This is a genomic window from Microtetraspora malaysiensis, from assembly GCF_050947145.1.
Lineage (GTDB): Bacteria > Actinomycetota > Actinomycetes > Streptosporangiales > Streptosporangiaceae > Microtetraspora_A > Microtetraspora_A malaysiensis.
Genome location: NZ_CP191998.1, coordinates 8,867,076 through 8,889,308 on the forward strand (window position 1 = coordinate 8,867,076; position 22,233 = coordinate 8,889,308).

Consider the following 22,233-nt stretch of genomic DNA (forward strand, 5'->3'; position numbering starts at 1 on the left):
CATACGCGTTGTTTACTGTCCGGAGGTTCGGCGATGGGCATCGGGGTCAGCCTCTTCTTTCTCACGATCGGGGCGATCCTCAAGTTCGCCATCGACCCCGATGTGCTCGGAAAAGCCGTGCACATCGATGTGATCGGCGTGATCTTCATGATCGTCGGGGGTGTGGGGCTGCTTCTCAGCGTCATCCTCGGCTCCCGCCGAGGCACCACCTCGGACAGCCACCTGATGGAACACGAGAATCACCCGCCCAGGCCCTGAGCCGGGCCCGCGCTATCCAGGGTCAGACGGTGTACTGCACGGCGGCGCGGGACGCGAGGATCGGCTTGATGTGCTCGGCGATGATCGACAGGTGCGTCGGGTGGTCCCGGTAGGCCAGGTAGTCCTCGACGGTGTCGAAGTCCGCGACCACGGCGAACTCGTGGTTGCCCGGGTTGATGCCCGCGTCGTCGCCGACGGCGTAGCTCCTGATCTGCGGGATGATCCCCGGCAGGGTGTTCAGCCGCGCGGCCACCTCCGCCTTCTGCTCGGCGGTGGCGTCCTCGGTCCAGGTGAACAGCACGACGTGCCGGATCATGGTCGTTCCCTTCGCGGTGTGACTGCGAGAGGAAGCCTAGACCGCGGCCGCCGTTACGGTCTGTCCTCCGATGAGCCGGTGCCGCGCGACGGGGCCGACCAAGGGGGTTGGGTGACAAACGGCCCCGCCGCGCAGGCTCGCGATGGCGCCCGGGGCGGCATCCGATCCGCACCGATCCCGTCCTCCCGGGCGCCTATGGCAAACGCTAGGCCGCCATGCTTGGTGCCGACTGGTCTCGATCTTGGAGACGACTTGGGGGCGGCCCCGCCGACGCGGGACCGCCCCCTCACGCGTTCCGTGACCCCTCACGGGATCGCGGCGATCACCCCCAGGCCAGCATGCGCAGCGGGTCCTCCAGCATGGCGCCCACGTCCCGGAGGACGTAGGAGCCCTGCTCGCCGTCGATCACGCGGTGGTCGAACGACAACGCCAGCGTGGCGACCTTGCGGACCGCGAGCTGGCCGTCCACCACCCACGGCATGTCGCGGATCTGGCCGATCGCCAGGATCGCCACCTCGCCGGGGTTGATGATCGGCGTGCCCGCGTCCACCCCGAACACGCCCACGTTGGTGATCGTGATCGTTCCGCCGGTCAGCTCGGCGGGCGTGCACTTCCCGGCCCGCGCCCGCTCGGTCAGCTCGGTCAGCGCCCGGGCCAGCTCGGGCAGGGACATCGCGTGCGCGTCCTTGATCTTGGGCACGATCAGCCCGCGTTCGGTGGCCGCAGCGATGCCGAGGTTCACGTACCGCTTGACGATGATCTCCTCATCGGTCCATGCGGCGTTCGCGATCGGGTATCGCTTCACGGCCGTGAGCAGCGCCTTGGCCACCAGGAGCAGAGGCGAGACCTTCACCCCGGCGAAGTCCGGCAGCTCGCGCATCCGGCGGACGGCCTCCATCGTCCCAGTGACGTCCACCTGGAGCCACTCCGTGACGTGCGGCGCGGAGAACGCGCTGGCCACCATGGCCTGCGCGGTCGCCTTGCGCACACCCTTCACCGGGATGCGCTCCTCCCCGCCCGCCGGTACGGCTGCCGCCTGGTACGGCACCGCCACGGGCGCGGCGACGGCGGCCTGGACGTCGTCGCGGGTGATCGACCCCTGCGGGCCGGTGCCCACCACCGTGGACAGGTCGACCCCGAGGTCCTTGGCGAGCTTGCGCACCGGTGGCTTGGCCAGCACCGAGACCCGGCCACCCTGCCCAGGGACGGCGGGGGCCGGTGTCTGAGGCTGCGCCGGCACGGGGGCAGGCGCGGGCGCGGACACCGGCGCCGTCGGCGCGGCGGGGGCGGCGGCCGGCTGCTTGCGGGGGCGGCGCGTCGTCGTGCTGGGCATGACGCCGTACCCGACCAGCACCGGCTCGCGCTCCGGCTTGGGCGTCGGTCCGCCGACCATCCCCGGCTCCACCGCGCCCTCAACCGGCGGGATCGACTCCCCCGGCTCCTCGGCGCCGTCCTCCACCGAGATGATCGGCGTGCCGACCTCGACGGTCTGCCCCTCGGGCACCATCAGCGCGGACACGGTGCCCTCGTACGGGCACGGCAGCTCCACCACGGCCTTGGCCGTCTCGATCTCGACGATCGTCTGGTTGATCTTGACGGTGTCCCCGGCGGCCACGTGCCACTTGACGATCTCGGCCTCGGTCAGCCCCTCGCCCACGTCGGGAAGCTTGAACTCACGCAACATGAGGATCCTCCCTTTCCTAGTAGGCGAAGACGCGGTCCACCGCGTCGAGCACGCGGTCGAGGTCGGGCAGGTAGTGGTCCTCAAGGCGGGACGGCGGGTAGGGCGTGGAGAAGCCGCCGACACGCAGCACCGGGGCCTCCAGGTTGTAGAAGCAGTGCTCGGTGATCCGCGCCGCCAGCTCCGCGCCGAAGCCGCTGAAGACCGGCGCCTCGTGGACGACCACGCAACGGCCGGTCCGCGTCACGGACTCGACGAGCACGTCCAGGTCGAGCGGGTTGAGCGAGCGCAGGTCGATCACCTCGATGTTGCGCCCCTCCTCCTCCGCCGCGGCCGCGGCGGAGAGGCAGGTCTTCACCATCGGCCCGTACGCGAGCAGCGTCACGTCCGAGCCCTGCCGTACGGTCCTGGCCCGGTCGAGGGGCAGGCCGGGAGCGGCGAGGTCCACCTCGGCCTTGTCCCAGTAACGGCGCTTGGGCTCGAAGAAGATGATCGGGTCGTCGCAGCGGACCGCGTCCTGGATCATCGTGTACGCGTCGGCCGGGTTGGAGCAGGCCATCACGCGCAGGCCGGCGGTGTGCGTGAAGTACGCCTCGGGCGACTCGGAGTGGTGCTCCACCGCGCCGATGCCGCCGCCGCAGGGGATGCGGACGACGACGGGCAGCTTGATCGCGCCGAGCGAGCGGAGCGGCATCTTGGCGAGCTGCGTGATGATCTGGTCGGCGGCGGGGAACACGAAGCCGTCGAACTGGATCTCGCACACCGGGCGGTAGCCCCGCAGTGCCAGCCCGATGGCGGTGCCGATGATGCCCGACTCGGCGAGCGGGGTGTCGATGACACGGTCCTCGCCGAACTCCTTCTGCAGCCCGTCGGTGACGCGGAAGACGCCGCCGAGCTTGCCGACGTCCTCGCCCATCACGAGGACCTTGGAGTCCTCCTCCATGGCGCGGCGCAGGCCCTCGTTGACCGCCTTGGCCAGGGTCAGTGTGGTCATCGGCCGGTCCCCGTCTCAGTGCCGTTCTCGAAGCTCGCCAGGTATGCCAGGTACTGCTCCCGCTCCTTGTCCACCATGGCGTGCGGGCCGCTGTACACGTGGTCGAACATCGCCTCGGGTCCGGGATCGGGCAGTTCGAGGCAGCGCCGGCGCACATCCTTGCCGAGCGCGTCGGCCTCGGCGTCGACCTTCTCGAAGAACTCCTGGTCGGCGAGCTGGTTCTTGAACAGGTACGCCTTGACCCGCTCGATCGGGTCCTTCAGCTTCCACGCCTCCAGCTCGCCCGCGACCCGGTAGCGGGTGGGGTCGTCGGAGGTGGTGTGCGCGCCCATCCGGTACGTGAACGCCTCGATCAGGGTCGGCCCCAGGCCGTTGCGGGCGTCCGCGAGCGCCTTGCGGGTCACCGCGAGGCAGGCGAACACGTCGTTACCGTCCACGCGGATGCCGGGGAACCCGAAGCCGGAGGCGCGCTTGTACAAGGGGATGCGCGTCTGCTTCTCCAGCGGCTCGGAGATCGCCCATTGGTTGTTCTGGCAGAAGAACACCACCGGGGCGTTGAACACCGACGCCCAGATGAACGACTCGTTCACGTCGCCCTGGGAGGTGGCGCCGTCGCCGAAGTAGACGATCGTGGCGGACTCGGCGCCGTCGCGCTGGGCGCCCATGGCGTACCCCACGCCGTGCAGCGTCTGGGAGCCGATGACGATCGTGTAGAGGTGGAAATTGTGCTCGTACGGGTCCCAGCCGCCGTGGTTGACGCCGCGGAACATGCCGAGCAGCTTCACCGGGTCGACGTCGCGGCACCAGGCCACAGCGTGCTCGCGATAGGTGGGGAACGCCATGTCGGCGTCGGTCAGGGCCCGGCCGGAGCCGATCTGCGCGGCCTCCTGGCCGAGCAGCGAGGCCCAGAGTCCGAGCTCGCCCTGCCGCTGGAGGGCGACGGCCTCCAGGTCGATGCGCCGCACCAGGACCAGGTCCCGGTAGAGCGAGCGCACTTCCTCGGCGGTCAGCTCGATGTCGTAGTCGGGGTGCTCGACTCGTTCGCCTTCCGGCGTGAGCAGTTGGATGAGCTCCGGGGGTGCGTCGGCACCGCGAGGGGCTTCGGCTGTCACGTGCCACTCCTGTGCGTTCTAGGGCCGCGCGCGTGTGGGGTCGCCACCCGAGTACGGCCGGGTCCTCACGCGGTCGGCGTCCATGGTGTGAATACCGGCCGCGTATGCGGACATCGTGGCAGAGGCCACTGCCCGCCGCGCAAGCCCCTTCTCGACGCCCACCCTTCCACGTTCCCCGAACCCCTTGGGCGAACCATGGTCATCAGCTGGGCGCGAGAGGAACTCAGCCTCAGTCGGCGCGGTGCACAACCAGGCCGTCGATCATAGTCAGCCAAGCTTCGGCCCCGGCCGGCTCGTCCGGCATGCGCGAGATCGGCATGCGGATCGCGTCGCGGAGGCCCGCCGCGCGTCTCACCGGCACCTGCCGGAGCTGTGGCTCGCGCTTTCCCTGGAGGAGATGGTCCCTCCGGGCCGCCGGGAACGATCCCCGCGCCTGCGGATACCCTTGACCGCGACATCGGACATCAGCCCAGGAGGACACCAGTGGCGCGCGTCATCGTCGACGTCATGCTCAAGCCGGAGATTCTCGACCCCCAGGGCCAGGCGATCGCCCGCGCGCTGCCCCGGCTGGGCTTCTCGGGCGTCCACGACGTACGGCAGGGCAAGCGGTTCGAGGTGGAGATCGAGGGCGAGGCCGACGAGGCCGCGCTCGCCGAGGTCCGGAAGATGGCCGAAACCCTTTTGGCCAACACGGTGATCGAGGATTTCACCGTGCGTGTGGACCGGTAAAACAGCACATTCCACACATCAAAAAGCCGACAAAGCACCTAAGACGTAACATTGGCGCGACCACTGAATAACAGGCGCGTCATTTTGCGGTTAGCCCGGATTCCTCGGGGAAGCCTTTCACGGTGACCTTCAACACCGGGAGGGGTCCGGTGGACATCGAGTTCTCGCTGGCTTTACCACGGGATGCGATCGGCATTCCCCTGGTCCGCCGGGTGCTCGGCGACGCGCTGCGTTCGCTGGGTGTGACCGAGAGCTGCGTGTCCGACATTCTCCTGGCGACCTCGGAGGCCTGCGCCAACGCCGTACGGCACGGCGGTCCCGCCGATCGTTACCGGGTGACCGCGGCCATCGGCGCGGGCCGTTGCGAGGTGCGGATCATCGACTGCGGCCACGGGCTCAACGCCATCCCCCGGCAATACCCGCCGGGAGACGCCGAGCACGGCCGGGGCATCCTGATCATGCAGTCGGTCGTGGACGAGATCTCCTTCGACATCACGCCGGGCCGCGGCACCACGGTCCGGCTGACCAAGGAGCTCGCCTGGGACGAGGACGCCGTCTCCCGCTTCCTCACCCTGGACCGCCAGCTCGCCACCGTCTGACCCCGCACACTCCTCCGCGTGGAGATCGACCGCCCTCAGATAGGGCGGTTTTGGGTTCACCCGATAACCTGAGGCGTACCGCCACAGACCGCCGCCCATGAATGAGGCGGTGGCGTGGCGTGCCCATGCCTTGGAGGGTAACCGTGGGGGACCTGTCATGAACGCTGCCCGAGTGGGCGTCGTCACCTTTCCCGGAACACTCGACGACCAGGACGCGGCCCGTGCCGTTCGGCTCACAGGGGCCGAACCGGTGCCGCTCTGGCACGCCGACCACGACCTCAAGGGGGTGGACGCGGTCTTCCTCCCCGGCGGGTTCTCCTACGGCGACTACCTGCGCTGCGGGGCGATCTCCCGGTTCTCGCCGCTGATGGACGAGCTGATCCCGGCCGCCCGCGCGGGCCTGCCGGTCCTCGGCACCTGCAACGGCTTCCAGATCCTCTGCGAGGCGCACCTGCTGCCCGGCGCGCTGACTCGCAACGAGGGCCTCCACTACATCTGCCGCGACCAGGGCATCCGGGTGGAGAACGCGGACACCGCCTGGACCTCCGACTTCGCGGCCGGCCAGGAGATCGTGCTGCCGATCAAGCACGGCGAGGGCCGCTACGTCGCGGACGCGGAGACCCTCGCCGCCCTGGAGCGCGACGGCCGGGTCGTGTTCCGCTACGTCGGGGGCAACCCCAACGGCTCGCTCAACGACATCGCGGGCATCACGAACGAGGCCGGGAACGTCGTCGGCCTCATGCCCCACCCCGAGCACGCCGTCGAGGAGCTGACCGGCGCCCCCAGCGTGGACGGCCGGAGCTTCTTCACGTCCATCCTCAAGAGGCTGGTGAACGCATGAGGAGTGGTGAGCGACCGATGAGTCTTGACTCCGTGAAGCGGGCCGCCGACACGCCCGATGAGCCGATGCCGTACGCCGAGCTGGGCATGAAGGACGACGAGTACCGGCGGGTGTGCGACATCCTCGGCCGTCGGCCGACCGGCTCCGAGCTCGCGATCTACTCGGTGATGTGGAGCGAGCACTGCTCGTACAAGTCGTCCAAGGTGCACCTGCGCCAGTTCGCCACCAAGGCGCCGAAGTCGGACGCCCTGCTGGTCGGCATGGGGGAGAACGCCGGCGTCGTGGACATCGGCGACGGCTGGGCCGCGACCTTCAAGATCGAGTCGCACAACCACCCGTCGTACGTGGAGCCGCACCAGGGCGCGGCCACCGGCGTCGGCGGCATCGTCCGCGACATCATGTCGATGGGCGCCCGGCCGATCGCGGTCATGGACGCGCTGCGCTTCGGCGGCGCCGACCAGCAGGACACGCGGCGGGTGCTTCCGGGCGTCGTCGAGGGCATCAGCCACTACGGCAACTGCCTCGGCCTGCCCAACATCGGCGGCGAGGTCGTCTTCGACCCCTGCTACATCGGCAACCCCCTCGTGAACGCGCTCTGCGTGGGCCTGCTGCGCAAGGACCAGATCAAGCTCGCCACCGCCCCCGGCCCGGGGAACAAGGTCGTGCTGTTCGGCGCGCGCACCGGGGCCGACGGCATCGGCGGCGCGTCCGTACTGGCGTCCGCGACCTTCGAGGACGAGTCGCAGGCCAAGCGGCCCGCCGTCCAGGTCGGCGACCCGTTCATGGAGAAGCTGCTCATCGAGTGCTGCCTGGAGCTCTACCAGGCCGACGTGGTCGTGGGCATCCAGGACCTCGGCGCGGCCGGCGTCTCGTGCGCGACGACCGAGCTGGCCGCCAAGGGCACCGGCGGCATGACCGTGGACCTCAACCTCGTTCCGCTGCGTGACCCGACGCTGCGGCCCGAGGAGATCCTGATGAGCGAGTCGCAGGAACGCATGATGGCCGTCGTCACGCCGGAGGACATCCCGGCGTTCATGGCCGTCTGCGAGAAGTGGGACGTGCCCGCGACCGTCATCGGCGAGGTCACCGACACCGGCAGGCTCGTCATGACCTGGGACGGCGAGGTGATCGTCGACATCCCGCCGGGCACCGCCGCCGACGAGGGCCCCGTCTACGAGCGCCCCTTCCACGAGCCGGCCGGCCAGTCCGCGCTCAACGCCGACGGCCCGGAACGGCTGCCGCGCCCCGAGGACCTGCGCGAGACGCTGCTGCGGCTGCTCGGCTCGCCGAACCTCGGGTCCAAGGAGTGGGTGACCTCCCAGTACGACCGGTACGTCCGGGGCAACACCGTCCTCGCGCAGCCCGCCGACTCCGGCATGCTGCGCATCTCCGAGGTCATGCCCGGCGCCGAGGAGACCACCCGCGGCGTCGCGCTGGCGACGGACGGGAACGGCCGCTACGCCCGGCTCGACCCGTACGCCGGGGCGCAGCTCGCGCTCGCCGAGGCGTACCGGAACGTGGCGGTGACGGGCGCGGCCCCGCTGGCGGTGACGAACTGCCTCAACTTCGGCTCGCCGGAGGACCCCGAGGTGATGTGGCAGTTCGCCGAGGCCGTGCGCGGCCTCGCGGACGCCTGCAAGACGCTCGGCGTGCCGGTGACCGGCGGGAACGTGTCGTTCTACAACCAGACCGGCTCGACGGCGATCCACCCGACTCCGGTCGTGGGCGTCCTCGGCGTGATCAAGGACGTGGCCACGCGGGTCAGGTCCGGGTTCACCGCCGAGGGGCTGCGCGTGGTGCTGCTCGGCGACACGCGCGACGAGTTCGGCGGGTCGGAGTGGGCGCACGTGACGCACGGCCACCTGGGCGGGCTGCCCCCGGCCGTCGATCTGGAGGCCGAGCGCGCCCTCGCGTCCGTGCTCGTCGAGGCGGCCCGCGACGGCCTGCTTGAGGGCTCGCACGACCTGTCCGACGGCGGCCTCGCCATCGCCCTCACCGAGGCGTGCCTCGCCCAGGGCGTCGGCGCGACCGTGTCGCTGCCCGGCGACGACGCGTTCGTCGACCTGTTCAGCGAGTCGGCGTCCCGCGCCCTGGTCTGCGTACGGCCGGAGGCGTTCGAGGCGCTGGCCGAGCTGTGCGGCCGGTACGAGGTCCCCTGCTACGGCCTCGGCACGACCGGCGGCGCGTCCCTCGCCGTCGAGGGCGTCTTCGAGATCCCGGTCGCGGAGCTGCGGGAGACGCACGCCGCGCCGCTGCCCGCGATCTTCGGCTGATCTGTGTCATCCGCCGGGGCCCGGGTGGCCCCGGCGGAGGCCGTACTCCTCCGCGAGACGGCCCAGCAGGGCGACGAACCCGAGCAGCCACGCCGCGAACGCGATCCACACCTGGACGTTCCCGATCCCGACGAGGACGGGGATCTCGGCGACCATGCCGAGGCTGTGACACGCCGCGGCGTACATGCCGAGGGGGAAGACAATGCTCCACAATCCCGGCTCGTAGCTGAGCGGGACCCGGTGCCGCACGTGCCGCCACCAGCCGACGAGGATGAGCGCGGGATAGAGCCACGTGCCGAAGGCCCAGAAGATCAACGAGACGTGCGGCGTGAAGAAGCGGGTCCCGAGGCCCCCGGGCGCCGACGTCATGGTCGCGATCTGCGCTCCGGCGACCGTGCTGATCGCGGTGGCGCCCATCGCCACCCAGTACGGCGGGGTGAGATCGCCCGGCCGGACCGCGTAAACCGTCAACCGCAGCGCGACGCAGATCGCGACCAGGCCGTAGATGCAGACGGAGACGGCCCAGAAGACGAGTGCGATCAGCGCGAGCACGTCCCGCCCGGGGCCCGCCGTCCGTTCCAGCGTCGCCGCCAGCACGGCCACGGACTGGCCGCCGACCACCCAGACGAACCAGCTTCCCTCCGCCCCGCCGAGCGGCTCCTGACCCCTGCGGCTGAGCACCACCGCCCACGGCACGGCATAGCCGAGGAGGATCCAGGACAGCATGCCCACGGCGAGGAGCGCCGTCGCCGTGGAGCCGTGGCCGTCCAGGGCGAGCCGGGTGCCGAGCACGTTCGTCCCGGCGGTGAACGTGAAGAATCCGAACCCCCGGTGGAGGTCGTGCAGGTCGTGCCGGATCTTGCGGGGGAACGCCGCGACCCGCCACACGGTGAGGGCGAGGAGGACGGCGTAGCCGGCGGCCGCCACCCACATCAGCGCCGCGGACAACGCGGGCATCCCTATGGTGCGCAGGTCGATCGAGATGATGCCGGTCGCCATGACCAGGGCGAAATAGGCCGGATGGAGATCGTGTGCGGCACGGCGCAGCGTTTCCCCGGCTTCCGACGGACGCGTCACGTACCCTGCCCCCCTCCGCTCCCCGCCGGATCACGACGCGTCGCGGACCGGCACGCGGGTCATTTCGGGCATACCCCCGCCGCCCCGTCCCCCTCCCGGCGACGGCCAACCCGTACCGGCCGCCGCCGCAAACATTCCCCACCCTTGAGAGCCCGTCTTCGGCGGGTGCGGAAAGGCGCTCCCGGACGGGGTCCGGGAGCGCCTTTCCGTGCGTGTGTCAGAGGCCGACGACGTTGCAGGTGGCGGTCATGGTCTTGGAGGGGTCGCTCTCGGAGGTGGCCGTGAGCTTGACGATGGCGTGCTTGCTGCCGCCGTCCGCGCGCTGGGCGTGGACGGTGACGAACTCGTGCTTGCCGAACTCGACGGCCGCCAGCCCGTTCGGCGTGATGGTGGTCCAGCCGGCGCCCTCGACCTCCGCCTTCAGGCGGTAGACGTCACTGCCGAGGTACGCGTTGACGTCCTGCGAGTTCCCACCCTGAGCCGCCTTGCCGGTGTTGAACAGGGGGAACCGGCAGGTGGACACGCCCTTCTGGGCCGCGGGGACGCCGGCGCCCGGCACGAGCTTGACGCCGCGCTTCTGCGGGCCCGCGCCGTCCAGCGAGCGGATCGCGACCGTGTAGGACAGGGTCCCATTGGCGTCGCGGTGCACGTCGATGACGTAGAAGTGCAGCCGGTTGGCCTGGTCGACGAATTCGTACTGGCTGCCGGAGTCGGTGCCCGCGTGGAAGAGGGCGTCGGAGAGCTGGCGGTAGTCGCCGATCGTGATCGGGACCTTGGTGCCGTCCGGCAGGACGTAGTCGGTCATCCCGATGTCCTGCGGGTTGGCGTCGATCACCCACTCGAACGGCGCGCTGTCCTGGTTCTTCGTCTTGGCCAGGAGCACCCCGGAGTCGGGGGTGAAGGAGTCGGTGCCCATCCGGTCCACGACTTCGATCGTGTAGTTGTCGTAGTTGCCGCCGTCACACAGCGGGTTGGTCCGCGCGTCACACGATCCGGTGGACTTGTCGCCGGTGTCGAAGGAGACGTTGACGCCCGCCAGGCCGTTCTTGCCCGGCTCCACGGCACGGGCCGTGACGTCGGCGACGACGAGACCGGAGTCGCGCAGCGCCTCCCGCGACAGGCGCAGGACGTTCCGCTCGTCCACCATCTGCAGCTTGATCTTGTTGCGCAGCATGTGCTGGGCGCCCATGGACGCGCCCGCCGTGGGCGGGATCAGCCAGCGGCTGTGCGGGCCGCCGGGGCCGTTGAAGCTGCCGCGGCTGAGCATCTCCCAGATGCCGGTGTACGCCCGGCGCATCGGCGTGCCGTACGGGTTGTTGTAGTTGTCGGCGATGCCCATGATGTGGCTCAGCTCGTGGGCGTAGACGCCCATGCCGGAGCTCTCGGTCTGGACCGAGTCGACGCCGAAGCGCGCGTTCGGCCAGAACGTGGATCCCGCGGCCCAGGAGGTCCACTCCACGTACCGGGTCGCGGACCAGTTCGGCAGGTTCGGGTCCGGCGGGCCGAACTCGTCGGTGACGTCCTCCTTGGTGGGGAACTTCATCATGCCGAACTCCTGCCAGGTGGACGACTCGTCCTGGCCGGCGCTGACGTAGAAGACGAAGTCGAACCCGTCGGCCACCTCCTGGCCGACGTCGGCGAGCCAGGCGGCGTTGCCGTGGGTGCGCAGGTTCTTGTTGCAGGTGTCGCCCGCCGGGCACGCGTCGCGCTGGTACTCCATCCCGTACTCGTGCGACTTCCCGGGCATGGTGTACGGGCCGAAGCCCTTCAGCTCGACCCCGTAGCGTCCGCCGGAATCCTCCATCCAGTACTCGTGGATGGTGTGCCCCTTGTTGAGCGCGTTGGGGGTGTTGAGGAAGTCCTGGTAGAACTGGGCGACCTGGTCGCGCGGGACGTCGTGGGCCTCGGCGCTGGGGTTGCCGAAGACCGTGGACCCCTTGGGCTGGGTGACGACGAACGGCTGGTTCGGATAGTCGAGTAGGACCAGCGCTCCCTTGAAGGTGCGCGCCGACCCCTTCTTGCTGGGATCGGCCCAGTCGGAGCCGGGGATCTTCTTGTAGTCCGCCCACGTCATGTGGTCGGGGTTCGTCCAGTTCTGGGGGTCGATCGGCGCGACCACGCGCGAGGCGCGGCCGCGCAGGACCTGTGCCTCGTCGGGCTGGTCGCGCTGCCAGGGCTGGGTCTGGGGCCAGTGGTCACGCCGCCAGGGATGCTCAGGATCTTGGGAAGGATCTGCGGACGCGGGCGTCGCCGCCAGTGCCGCCGGAACCACGACAATGGCCGCGAACAGGCACTGAAGCAGCTTTCTGGGGGCTTTCACGATTCAAGACGCTATATACGACCTTGACGCAGATCATCGGTCACATGTAGGGAAGACCAACGGGCACCCGTCCGACAGATGTTGGAATGCCCAGATGGAGGTCGGGTGGCGGATCTGCAGCGCATCGTGGACGAACTCTCCCTGCGCCTCAATCGCCCGCTGCTGCTGGAAGACGGCCGCCAACGCGTGGTCGCGTACAGCGAGCAGGACGGGCCGATGGACGACGTCCGGCGGGACTCGATCCTGCGCCGCCACACCACGCCGGAGGTGCGCGCGTTCCTCCGGGCGGCCGGCATCCACGATGCCAACGGCCCCCTGCGCACGCCCGGCGCCCCCGAGCTCGGGCTGCTGCCGCGGATCTGCGTCCCCGTACGACACGAGGGCCGGCCGCTCGGCTTCCTCTGGTTCATCGACGTCGATCCGTCCATGGCGGAGCCGGAGATCGCGGTCGCGGCGGCGGCCGCGCCGGTGCTGGCCCTCGTCCTCTTCCACGAGAGCCTGGCCGCCGGCCTGGCCTCGCGCCGGGAGCTCGATGCGATCAGAGGGCTGCTGCGCGGGGAGGCCGACGCCGCCAGGACGCTGATCGAGGCGGGCGCCTTCCCGCACGCCTCCCCCGTCACGGTGGCGGTCGCCAAGCCCGTCACCGCCGACACCGGCGAGACGCTGCGGCTGACGCTGGAGCGCGGGCTGCTGGCCGTACGGCGGCGCCTGGCCGGGCACCACCCCCTCCACCTGGTGCGCTACGACCACGCCGTGCTGCTCACCGCGGGCACCGCCTCCTTCCCCGACGAGATGCGGGCGGCGCTGGGCACGCCGGTCCTGGTCGGGATCGGGGCTCCCCGCCCCTCGCTCGCGCACGCTGTCGAGTCGTACGAAGAGGCGCTGCACGCCGCGGAGGTCGCGGCGAAGGTGCCGGAGCTCGGGCGCTCGGCGGAGTGGGACCGGCTCGGCGTCTACCGGCTGCTCACCCGGGTCCCCCACGACAACCTCCACCCGGGACTGGAGCGGCTGCTCGACGACGTCCAGCACCGGCCGCTGCTGGAGACGCTGGAGACCTACCTCGACCTGGCCGGCAACGCCCAGGCCACCTCACGCCGCCTGCGCCTGCACCGGACGTCCCTGTACTACCGGCTGCAGCGGGTCGAGGAGCTGGCGGAGACCGATCTCAGAGACGGCGTGGAGCGGCTGAGCCTGCACCTCAGCCTCAAGCTGGCCCGGCTGTCCGGGCGCTACCACCCCTCGTCCGTGCCGTCTCCCGGAGGTACCGGCTGATCCGCGGCGAAAGATCCTTCCCGAACCCTGCCTGGAAGGATCTTTCGCGTTCTTCACACGGCGGCGGAGCCACGACTCCGCCACCGCTCCTCAGTCACGCTAGACGCAGACGGCGTATGCGGTGCCCTCGGCGTTCTTACCGGAGATCTTCCAGCCGCTCAGCGTGCTGCCGGAGGGAGCGCTCTCGTAGATCTGGCCGGAGGCGCTGCCACTCCCGATCGTGAAGCCGCCACCCGTGGCGACCTTCCCCGTCGGGCAGGAAACGGTCTTGGAGCCACCCTGTCCGCCGAACGCGAAGCCCCCGGTCACGACCGTGGGATTGACCGAGCCGCCGGTGCCGGGGTCGCCCTTCGGGCCCTGCGGACCCTGCTTGCCCTGCTCGCCCTGAAGGCCGGCCGGGCCGCGGTCGCCCTTCTCGCCCTTCGCGCCGGGCGCGCCGTCCTTGCCGTTGCTGCCGTCCTTGCCGTCCTGGCCCTTCGGGCCCTGCGGGCCGGCCGGGCCGCGCTCGCCCTGGAGGCCGCGCGGTCCCTGCGGACCCTGCGGGCCGGTCGCGCCGGTGCCGCCGATGCCGGTCGCCCCGGTCGCTCCGGGGGTCCCGGCCTGGTTCCAGTAGATCTTGTACTCGGTCGGCTTACAGGTGGTCGTCGCGTTGACGATGCGCACGTAACCCGACTTCTTGTTCACGCAGCCGTAGATGACCTTGGCGGCGGTGGAGGCGGAGGAGGCGGTCGCCATGCCGCCCACCGCAAACAGAGACCCGGCGAGAACGCCGACCGACAGAACACCGATCGTGCGCCCGCCCGGCAATTTGATAGCCACGGAGACGTCCCTTTCTCAAGCAAGAGCGAGTGCTGAACACTCTTGGTGCTCAAGGGACGTTTCGAACGTTCCACAGGATTACCGATCAGAGATCACAAGTCCATCTCTTGCATCATTGATCAGCCTTTTTCCGTCTAGACGCATGTCGGGCGCGCTCGGCCGCCGGGCCGGCCCGTACGCGCTGACGACGGCGGGCAGCCAGCGCTCGCCGCGGTGTTCTCCGCGCCGGCCCGCGCGACCCCACGCGACGTCAGCCTGCCGGGCTGACCGCCGTTCCCGCCTCGCCCCGGCGGGCGGCCATCGCCTCGACGCCACCGATCAGCAGGTCGAGCCCGAACGCGTAGTAGCGCTCGACGTCGACCTCGTCCAGCGTCTTGGCGTACTCGACGATGCACGGGTACCGGTCGGCGGGCAGGGATTCGAGGGCCAGCCGCTTCTGCCGCTGCCACTCGGCGGCCTCCTCCGGCGGCACGGAGGGCGGCACGCCCGGCTCATGGTCGACCAGGGTCATCGCGCTGTGCAGCAGGTACGTCGAGATCAGGTGCCCCTCCTGGAGGGTGAACCCCGCCTGGCGGAGCAGATCGAGGACCGTGTCCGTCGCCCGGGAGAAGCTCTCCACCGCGCCCTTCGTGACCACGCCGAACAGGCCGGGCAGGAACCGGTGCCGCCGCATCAGCCGGACCAGCGCCTCGACCATCACGCGCACCCGGACGTTCCACGACGCGCCGGGGTCGAACTCCGACGTGATCTCCCTCAGCAGGTGGTCGGCCAGGCAGTTCAGGAGCTGTTCCTTGTTCTTGACATGCCAGTACAGCGCCATCGGCGTGACGCCGAGCTCCTGCGCCAGACGCCGGATGGTGACCGCTTCCAACCCCTCGGCGTCGGCGAGCAAAACGGCCCGCTCGACCAGGGACTCTCTGCTCAGCTTCTCGGATCCCACTTGACAACTATACGACGTACAAGGTCTCCTATGCACCGCACATGTACGCCGTACAAGTACTCCGTATAGGAAGGTCATTAAGTGCAGCGGAAATGGTGGGCTCTGGTCGCGGTCGCACTCGCGACGTTCATGAGCTATCTCGACAACAACGTGGTGAACGTCGCGCTCCCGACGATTCAGCGCGACCTGGGGCTCACGATCTCCGGCCTGGAATGGATCGTCAGCGCGTACATCCTGGTGTTCGCCGGGCTGCTGCTGGTCGGCGGACGGCTCGCGGACGTCTTCGGCGCCAGGACCGTCTTCTTCGCCGGGCTCGGCGTCTTCACCGTGGCCTCGGTCGCGGCCGGCCTGGCGGGCGGCCAGGAGACGCTGATCGCGGCCCGCGCGCTCCAGGGGGTCGGGGCGGCGCTGCTCACCCCGACCGCGCTCGCCCTGCTTTCCGCGATCTTTCCCAACCCGCGCGAGCGCGCCACCGCCGTGGGCGTCTGGAGCGCCGTGGGCGCCCTCGCGCTGGCCGTCGGCCCGCTCACCGGCGGCCTGCTCAGCGAGAACACCCACTGGGGGTGGATCTTCCTGATCAACCTGCCGATCGGCGCGGTGACCGCGGTCCTCGGCTTCCTGACGATCCGCGTGCCGAGGAAGGAGCGGCGCCCCGGCGGGCTCGACCTGCCCGGTCTGACATTCTCGGCGATCGCGCTGTCCGCCCTGACCTACGCGCTCATCGAGGGCGAGTCGCGTGGGTGGGGCTCGGCGCCGATCCTCGGCGCGTTCGGCGTGGCGGCGGCCGCCGCGGCCGCCTTCGCGATCACGGAGCTGCGCACCGCCCAGCCCATGATCGACCTCTCGCTTTTCCGCGAGCGGGTCTTCAGCGGCGGCCTGCTGTCGCAGGGCCTCTGGTCGTTCGGCGTGTTCGGCATCTACTTCTTCACCGCGATCTACCTGCAGAACGCCCTCGGGTTCACCCCGATGGAGGCGGGCGCGGCCTTTGTGCCGATGGCCCTGCTCATGGCGGTTGTCGCGGCCACCTCGCCCCGGATCGCCGCGCGATTCGGCACCGCCCCCACGGTCGCCGCCGGGCTCGGCCTGATGGCCGTCGCCTTCGCCGGGCTGTCCGGCGGGAGCGAGAGCAGCGGCTATCTCGACCTGCTGCCCTGGTTCATGCTCTACGGCGCGGGCGCCGGACTGCTCGTGCCGCTGACCAACGTCATCCTGGGCGTCATGCCCGCCACCCGGGTCGGCGTGGCGTCCGGGGTCCTGAACGTCTCCCGTGAGGTGTTCGGACTGCTCGGCATCACGATCCTCGGGGCGGTCATGAGCAACCGGCAGAGCGCCCTCACGGGGCCGTCCATGCACACCTTCCTGGAGGCGTACCAGTTCACGCTGCTCATCGCCGCGGCGATCGTCCTGGTCGGCGTCCCGGTGAGCCTGTACGCGCTGCGCGCCCGCCGCGCCGAACCCGCACCGGTCGAGACCCGCGTCGCCGAGCCCGTCGGTTGAACACCGTGGCACCGCGAAAGCCCGTACGGCACGGTGCGGAGAGAATGGGCGGATGCCGCCACGCAGACCGGACCTGGTGAAGGTCCGCACCGCCCTCGACGCCCAGCTCGCCGCCCTTGGGGAGCCCCCGTTCACCGGGCCGGACACGGCGCTGTCCACCGCCTGCGTCGCCGCCGTCCTCCGCGCGTACGACAGCGGCGGCGAGCCCCTGCGGGACGCCGCCCGCTTCGCCGTACGGCACCTGCTGGACGAACTGGCCGCGCGGGCCCCTGGGCGGACCGTGGAGGTTCGGGTGCCGCCGTACGCGGCCGTGCAGTGCGTGGAGGGGCCGCGCCACACGCGCGGCACCCCTCCGAACGTCATCGAGACCGACCCGCGCACCTGGCTGGACCTGGCCACCGGCCGCGTCTCCTGGGAGTCCGCCCTGACGATGGGCCGCATCGCCGCGAGCGGATCACGCGCCGACCTGTCGGCCTACCTTCCACTCCGCTGACGGAAACCGCGGTAGCGCGCCGCCTCGCGGCGATCCTCGCGAGGCGGCGCGCTACCGGGACGGGACCGGCGGATCAGCGGGTGAGGCCCGACTCGCTCAGCTTCTCCTCGATGCAGCGCTGCGTGGACGCCTGCGTGGGATGCGTCCTGACGTCGAAGCACTCGCCGAGCTTGTTGGTCTGGAACCAGTTGTAGAGCATGACACCGATCACGGCCGCGAGGGCGAGCGTCAGGACGCTCAGGACGATGCCCGTGATCGCGCGGCCCTTGTGGGAGCCGACCGTGAGCGCGACGACGCCGAGGACGATGCCCGCGACCGCCGTGAGCGTGCCGACCCCGCAGAAGAACAGCAGGACGATGCTGACGATGCCGAGCACCATCGCAGCGGTGCCCAGGCCCTCGCCCCGCCGCCGCGGCTGCTGCTGGTAGTACACCGCCCCGCCGTGCCGTCCCGGCTCGCCCGGGTGGACGGGCCGGTCGCCGAACGGTGGCTGCCCGCCGCCGGCGGGTGGGGTCCGGCCGCCGAAACCCTCCGACGGCTCGCGTTCCTCAGGGTGCCGCGGAGGGGTGGGGAAGCGTTCGCCGTACTCGCCGGGACGGCCCTGGGGCTCCTCCGGCCCCTCCGTTCCCGAGTCCTTGCCGACGATGCGGATGTAGCCGTCGTCCTGTCCCCAGATGGGCGGCTCGGCCGGGTTCTCCGTCTTGAGTGCCTGAACGTGCCCGGTGGCCGGGACTCCTCCGGTCGCGGCCCCCTCACTCGCGTACGGCTCTCCTGGTGCGGGCCGCGCGCTCCAGACGGACCGGTCCTGGGTGCTCTGCGCGCCGGGGACGCCCAGGCGCTCCATCGGCCCCGTCGTCACGTCCGCGGCCCCGAAGATTCCCGTCCCGGCGTCGCCGGATCCTTGGGCGGCGAACGCTCCCGTGCCGGGCCTGGACGAACCCGTGCCCCCTTGCGGCATCCCGCAGTGCTCACAGACGGCGCGCTCCACCGGGGCCGCCGCGGACGGCGGCACGGGCGTCGCACCCGGGTCCGGGTTCTGGGGCGAGTACGGCGAGGCGGGCGGGAGCCCCCATCCGGTCGAAGGCGCCGGCATTTCGGCCGGGTACCCGGTCGACGGTTCGGCCGAGCCGTCGGCCCCGGCGCGCGGCAGGCCGGACACGTCCGCGCCCATGCCGTACCGGCCGTCCATGTACGGGTCGCCGGCGGGGCCGATCCGGAGATCGGGCCGGTCTTCCATCGGGACCTTGGGCTGCCGGTCAGGGTGCGGGTCCGTCTGCCAGCCGCTCGCGGGCCCCGCGTACGGATCGTTCCATCCCCCTGGCGCCCCCGGCGGCTGCTCGTCGTACGACCCGCCCGGCCGGCCCGGTGGCCCGCTCTGTGACGGGATCTGCGGCGGCATCTGGGCGGATCCGGCCGGCGAAGGAGATGCCGGCGGCGTCCCCGGTCCCGCGTACGGCGGGGCCTGCGGCGGCTGCGCGACATGGGCGGGCGGGACCTGCGACGGAACGGCCGTGGGCGGCAGGCTCGGCTGCTCCGGGGCCTCCGGCCCGCCGTACGCGCCGTACGCGGCGGCCTCGTGGCCGTTGTCCGGGCTGTAGCCCGCCGCTTCCGGGACTCCGTGCGTGCCGTACGGGGCTGCCTCGTGTCTGCCGTGCGCGCCGTACCCGTGAGCCTCCGGCCCGCCGAACGCGGCCTCCGGCCCCGCGTGAGCGCCCTGACCTGCCGCCGCCTCGCCGTACGCGCCCGCGTCGCCCGGCGATCCGCCGTTCCCGGCGTGATCGCGCCCCCCCGTCGCGTCACTCGTATCTGGACCGGAGACCCCCGGGTGCTGGGGCGCCGCAGGCGCATACGGAGGCTCGCTCGCCAAGGGATCCTGGGCCGCCCACGCCTTGAGGCTCTCCCAGGTGGTCTCCGGCTCCGCCCAGGAGCGGTAGCCCGGGTCGGTGGCGGCGAGATCGTCGGAGAACCCGCAGTCGGTCCAGTCGCTGAAGTCCGGCTCGCCCGCCTCCGTTCCCCGGCGGCTCAGGTCACCCCGCTCACGGCGGTCACTCGTGTCCCTTCCGAGAGGGTCGTCCGGCGGCCGGTGCTCCGCACGCGGTGGATCGCCGGCGGTTTCGCGGAAAGCTGAGCGGTTTTCTCCGGGCCGGACCGGGTCGGGCTCCCGGTATCCGGAGGGCTCCCACCAGGACCCCTCCAGATCGGGCTCGTCCCAGGAGTTCACCGGAAGGACCAGCCGCTGCTCGTCCGGACGGGTCTCGTTGTCGGGCCGCTGGTCACGCTGGGGCTCCCACGCGGGCTTGTCAGGTGTCGTCACGGTCGCTCTCCCGGACCAGAGTTGGGCATGCCGGAGACCCAAGGCTCTCCCGGAGGGTGTGGACGGAACCCGGACGACACGGCAAAGCCACGTCGATCGTTTCGCCGAGACTTTCCGTACCCGGGTGCGCGAGCAGGGAGAAGGCCGAAATAGACTCAAGCATGTGCGGAAAGGCGACGGCCGACTGAGCCATGACCTCGACTCCCTCGACCGCGCACCCAAGGACGCCTGCGGCGTCTTCGGTGTGTGGGCTCCCGGGGAGGATGTCTCCAAACTCACCTACTACGGGCTGTACGCGCTACAGCACCGCGGCCAGGAGTCCGCGGGCATCGCGGTCAGCGAAGGCAGCCGCATCCTCATCTACAAGGACATGGGCCTGGTCTCCCAGGTCTTCGACGAGTCGATCCTCGGGACGCTCCGCGGCCACATCGCGATCGGACACTGTCGCTACTCGACTACCGGGTCGAGTGTCTGGGAGAACGCGCAGCCCACGCTCAGCTCCACCGAACACGGCGGCCTCGCGCTCGCCCACAACGGCAATCTGATCAACACCGGCGAGCTCGCGCTGCGCCTCCCGCCGGACGCCATCCGCGCGACGACGGACACCGAGGTGCTGACGACGCTGCTCGCGCAGGACCGCTCGCAGTCCATCGAGGACGCGGCGGCCGAGCTGCTTCCCCAGGTCAAGGGCGCCTACTCCCTGGTCTGGATGAACGAGACGACCCTGTTCGCCGCCCGCGACCCGCAGGGCATCCGGCCGCTGGTTCTCGGCCGGCTCGAACGCGGCTGGGTGGTCGCCTCCGAGACCGCGGCGCTCGACATCGTCGGCGCGTCGTTCATCCGCGAGATCGAGCCCGGCGAGCTGCTGGTGATCGACGAGCGCGGAGTCCGGTCCCGCCGGTTCGCCGCCGCCCAGCCCAAGGGCTGTCTGTTCGAGTACGTCTACCTCGCCCGGCCGGACACGACCATCGCGGGACGCGGCGTGCAGGCGACCCGGGTCGAGGTGGGCCGCCAGCTCGCCCGGGAGCACCCGGTCGACGCCGACCTCGTCATCCCCACGCCCGAGTCCGGCACCCCCGCCGCCATCGGCTACGCCGAGCAGAGCGGCATCCCGTACGGCCAGGGCCTGGTGAAGAACTCCTACGTCGGCCGTACGTTCATCCAGCCGTCGCAGACGATCCGCCAGCTCGGCATCCGCCTCAAGCTCAACCCGCTGCGCGAGGTCATCCAGGGCAAGCGGCTGATCGTGGTGGACGACTCGATCGTGCGCGGCAACACCCAGCGGGCCATCGTCAAGATGCTGCGCGAGGCGGGCGCCACGGAGGTCCACGTGCGGATCTCCTCGCCGCCGGTCGCGTGGCCGTGCTTCTACGGCATCGACTTCGCCACCCGGGCCGAGCTGATCGCCGGGTCGCTGTCCGTCGAAGAGATCCGCGCCTCCCTTGGGGCCGACTCACTCGGATACATCTCCCTCGAAGGGCTGACCCGGGCGACCACGATCCCGGCCGATCGGCTCTGCCGTGCCTGCTTCACCGGCGAGTACCCCATCCCTGTCGACCAGGACCAGGTCGGCAAGTACGTCCTGGAAGGGCAGCTGTGACGGGTCGCACGAGCGACCACGCACGACCGACGAAGGGGAGCACATGACCAGCTACGCCGCCGCGGGTGTGGACATCGAGGCCGGTGACCGGGCCGTCGAGCTGATGAAGTCCCGGGTGGCGCGCTCACGGCGGCCCGAGGTGGTGGACGACGCCAGCGGGTTCGCCGGGCTGTTCGACGCCTCGGCCTTCCTGCGCTACCGCCGCCCCCTGCTGGCGACCTCGACCGACGGCGTCGGCACCAAGGTGATGCTGGCGCAGCGGCTCGGCAAGCACGACACGATCGGCATCGACCTCGTGGGCATGGTCGTCGACGACCTCGTGGTGTGCGGGGCGGAGCCGCTGTTCATGACCGACTACATCGCCTGCGGCAAGGTGGTGCCCGAGCGCATCGCCGACATCGTCGGCGGCGTCGCGGAGGGGTGCCGGCTCGCGGGCTGCGCGCTCATCGGCGGCGAGACGGCCGAGCACCCGGGTGCCATGGGCCCCGACGAGTACGACCTGGCCGGCGCCGGCACGGGCGTCGTCGAGGCCGACGAACTGCTCGGGCCTGATCGGGTACGACCCGGCGACGTGGTGCTGGCCCTGGCCTCCAGCGGGATCCACTCCAACGGATACTCCCTGGTCAGGCATGTGATCAAGACCGCCGGCCTGGACCTTGAGCGGGAGCTCCCCGAGCTGTCCCGCACGCTCGGCGAGGAGCTGCTCGAACCCACCCGCATCTACTCGCTCGACTGCCTCGCGCTGATCCGCGAGGTCGAGGTGCACGCCTTCGCGCACATCACCGGCGGCGGCCTCACCGCCAACCTGGCCCGCTCCCTGCCCGGCACGGTCGACGCCCTGCTGGACCGGGGGTCCTGGACCCCGCCCGCGATCTTCGAGGTGCTCGCCGGGCACGGCGGCGTCCCGCAGTCCGAGATGGACCGGACGTTCAACCTCGGCGTGGGGATGTGCGCCGTCGTCCCCGCGGACCAGGCCGACCGCGCGCTGGCCCTGCTCAACGGGCGCGGTGTGCCCGCCTGGGTGCTCGGCGAGGTCGTCCCCGGCACGGGCGTGGCGCGCTACCGCTGATCCCGGCGATCACGGGCCGGCCGTCGGCC

The 22,233-nt window shown here is 71.0% G+C and carries 19 protein-coding genes; 10 read left to right on the top strand and 9 right to left on the bottom strand.

Annotated elements, in window-relative coordinates; all coding sequences use genetic code 11:
• Positions 1–33: 33 nt before the first annotated feature.
• Entirely contained in the window at positions 34–258 is a 225-nt protein-coding gene (locus ACQP1V_RS41295; RefSeq protein ID WP_067137932.1) for a hypothetical protein, read from the top strand.
• Between the two features lie 22 nt (positions 259–280).
• Here ACQP1V_RS41295 and ACQP1V_RS41300 read toward each other — a convergent pair whose 3' ends face one another.
• The 4 genes from ACQP1V_RS41300 to pdhA all read right to left on the bottom strand — a co-directional run bounded on the left by ACQP1V_RS41300 (position 281) and on the right by pdhA (position 4,361).
• The gene (locus ACQP1V_RS41300; protein ID WP_387416328.1) at positions 281–574 is read right to left on the bottom strand and encodes a Dabb family protein; all 294 of its coding nucleotides are present in this window, start codon (positions 572–574) and stop codon (positions 281–283) included.
• Between the two features lie 322 nt (positions 575–896).
• Positions 897–2,258 carry a dihydrolipoamide acetyltransferase family protein gene (locus ACQP1V_RS41305; protein ID WP_433416921.1) on the bottom strand — a complete coding sequence of 454 codons (1,362 nt, stop codon included), beginning with the start codon at positions 2,256–2,258 and terminating at the stop codon, positions 897–899.
• Between the two features lie 16 nt (positions 2,259–2,274).
• Entirely contained in the window at positions 2,275–3,249 is a 975-nt protein-coding gene (locus ACQP1V_RS41310) for an alpha-ketoacid dehydrogenase subunit beta (RefSeq protein ID WP_387416330.1), read from the bottom strand.
• Complete coding sequence (gene pdhA, locus ACQP1V_RS41315) at positions 3,246–4,361, bottom strand: pyruvate dehydrogenase (acetyl-transferring) E1 component subunit alpha (protein ID WP_067137922.1); 1,116 nt, start codon at positions 4,359–4,361, stop codon at positions 3,246–3,248. Before pdhA ends, ACQP1V_RS41310 begins: the two co-directional genes overlap by 4 nt.
• Positions 4,362–4,844: 483 nt before the next feature.
• Here pdhA and purS point away from each other — a divergent pair, with 483 nt between their 5' ends.
• The 4 genes from purS (at position 4,845) to purL (ending at position 8,803) form a co-directional block, all read left to right on the top strand.
• On the top strand, positions 4,845–5,090 hold the full coding sequence (gene purS / locus ACQP1V_RS41320) for a phosphoribosylformylglycinamidine synthase subunit PurS (RefSeq protein WP_387416332.1): 246 nt from the start codon (positions 4,845–4,847) through the stop codon (positions 5,088–5,090).
• Between the two features lie 122 nt (positions 5,091–5,212).
• On the top strand, positions 5,213–5,689 hold the full coding sequence (locus tag ACQP1V_RS41325; RefSeq protein ID WP_245658482.1) for an ATP-binding protein: 477 nt from the start codon (positions 5,213–5,215) through the stop codon (positions 5,687–5,689).
• A 157-nt stretch (positions 5,690–5,846) separates the two neighbouring features.
• Positions 5,847–6,530: a phosphoribosylformylglycinamidine synthase subunit PurQ gene (gene purQ, locus ACQP1V_RS41330; protein ID WP_387416333.1), complete on the top strand. Its 684-nt coding sequence runs from the start codon at positions 5,847–5,849 to the stop codon at positions 6,528–6,530.
• Positions 6,527–8,803 (top strand): phosphoribosylformylglycinamidine synthase subunit PurL, encoded by a 2,277-nt coding sequence (gene purL / locus ACQP1V_RS41335; protein ID WP_433416926.1) that lies wholly within the window; start codon positions 6,527–6,529, stop codon positions 8,801–8,803. The genes purQ and purL overlap by 4 nt, the downstream gene beginning before the upstream one ends.
• Positions 8,804–8,809: 6 nt before the next feature.
• Here the strand turns inward: purL and ACQP1V_RS41340 are convergent, their stop codons facing one another.
• Complete coding sequence (locus ACQP1V_RS41340; protein ID WP_433416929.1) at positions 8,810–9,880, bottom strand: tellurite resistance/C4-dicarboxylate transporter family protein; 1,071 nt, start codon at positions 9,878–9,880, stop codon at positions 8,810–8,812.
• Between the two features lie 217 nt (positions 9,881–10,097).
• Entirely contained in the window at positions 10,098–12,200 is a 2,103-nt protein-coding gene (locus ACQP1V_RS41345) for a M6 family metalloprotease domain-containing protein (RefSeq protein ID WP_433416931.1), read from the bottom strand.
• A gap of 105 nt (positions 12,201–12,305) precedes the next feature.
• On the opposite strand from ACQP1V_RS41345, the gene ACQP1V_RS41350 reads away from it, so the two are divergent.
• Positions 12,306–13,472, top strand: a complete 1,167-nt coding sequence (locus tag ACQP1V_RS41350; protein WP_433416934.1) for a PucR family transcriptional regulator — start codon at positions 12,306–12,308, stop codon at positions 13,470–13,472.
• Between the two features lie 99 nt (positions 13,473–13,571).
• Here the strand turns inward: ACQP1V_RS41350 and ACQP1V_RS41355 are convergent, their stop codons facing one another.
• Both ACQP1V_RS41355 and ACQP1V_RS41360 read right to left on the bottom strand, forming a co-directional pair.
• A complete protein-coding gene (locus tag ACQP1V_RS41355; RefSeq protein WP_433416937.1) occupies positions 13,572–14,291 on the bottom strand; it encodes a hypothetical protein in 720 nt (239 codons plus the stop codon).
• A gap of 250 nt (positions 14,292–14,541) precedes the next feature.
• The gene (locus ACQP1V_RS41360) at positions 14,542–15,231 is read right to left on the bottom strand and encodes a TetR/AcrR family transcriptional regulator C-terminal domain-containing protein (protein ID WP_433416940.1); all 690 of its coding nucleotides are present in this window, start codon (positions 15,229–15,231) and stop codon (positions 14,542–14,544) included.
• An 81-nt stretch (positions 15,232–15,312) separates the two neighbouring features.
• Between ACQP1V_RS41360 and ACQP1V_RS41365 the strand changes: the two genes are divergently transcribed.
• Together ACQP1V_RS41365 and ACQP1V_RS41370 are read left to right on the top strand one after the other, a co-directional pair.
• On the top strand, positions 15,313–16,728 hold the full coding sequence (locus tag ACQP1V_RS41365; protein ID WP_433416943.1) for an MFS transporter: 1,416 nt from the start codon (positions 15,313–15,315) through the stop codon (positions 16,726–16,728).
• Between the two features lie 52 nt (positions 16,729–16,780).
• Positions 16,781–17,221 (top strand): sterol carrier family protein, encoded by a 441-nt coding sequence (locus tag ACQP1V_RS41370; RefSeq protein WP_433416946.1) that lies wholly within the window; start codon positions 16,781–16,783, stop codon positions 17,219–17,221.
• Between the two features lie 73 nt (positions 17,222–17,294).
• Here the strand turns inward: ACQP1V_RS41370 and ACQP1V_RS41375 are convergent, their stop codons facing one another.
• Complete coding sequence (locus tag ACQP1V_RS41375) at positions 17,295–19,535, bottom strand: hypothetical protein (RefSeq protein WP_433416949.1); 2,241 nt, start codon at positions 19,533–19,535, stop codon at positions 17,295–17,297.
• Positions 19,536–19,698: 163 nt separating this feature from the next.
• Between ACQP1V_RS41375 and purF the strand changes: the two genes are divergently transcribed.
• Both purF and purM read left to right on the top strand, forming a co-directional pair.
• Entirely contained in the window at positions 19,699–21,135 is a 1,437-nt protein-coding gene (gene purF / locus ACQP1V_RS41380) for an amidophosphoribosyltransferase (protein ID WP_067137905.1), read from the top strand.
• 43 nt (positions 21,136–21,178) lie between these two features.
• Positions 21,179–22,204 carry a phosphoribosylformylglycinamidine cyclo-ligase gene (purM, locus tag ACQP1V_RS41385; RefSeq protein ID WP_433416952.1) on the top strand — a complete coding sequence of 342 codons (1,026 nt, stop codon included), beginning with the start codon at positions 21,179–21,181 and terminating at the stop codon, positions 22,202–22,204.
• Positions 22,205–22,233 lie beyond the last annotated feature (29 nt).

Coding starts and splice junctions, on each gene's coding strand:
- ACQP1V_RS41305 (WP_433416921.1), bottom strand. CDS start 2,258: ATGTTGCGTGAGTTCAAGCTTCCCGACGTGGGCGAGGGGCTGACCGAG.
- ACQP1V_RS41295 (WP_067137932.1), top strand. CDS start 34: ATGGGCATCGGGGTCAGCCTCTTCTTTCTCACGATCGGGGCGATCCTC.
- purQ (WP_387416333.1), top strand. CDS start 5,847: ATGAACGCTGCCCGAGTGGGCGTCGTCACCTTTCCCGGAACACTCGAC.
- purM (WP_433416952.1), top strand. CDS start 21,179: ATGACCAGCTACGCCGCCGCGGGTGTGGACATCGAGGCCGGTGACCGG.
- ACQP1V_RS41370 (WP_433416946.1), top strand. CDS start 16,781: ATGCCGCCACGCAGACCGGACCTGGTGAAGGTCCGCACCGCCCTCGAC.
- ACQP1V_RS41310 (WP_387416330.1), bottom strand. CDS start 3,249: ATGACCACACTGACCCTGGCCAAGGCGGTCAACGAGGGCCTGCGCCGC.
- ACQP1V_RS41300 (WP_387416328.1), bottom strand. CDS start 574: ATGATCCGGCACGTCGTGCTGTTCACCTGGACCGAGGACGCCACCGCC.
- purL (WP_433416926.1), top strand. CDS start 6,527: ATGAGGAGTGGTGAGCGACCGATGAGTCTTGACTCCGTGAAGCGGGCC.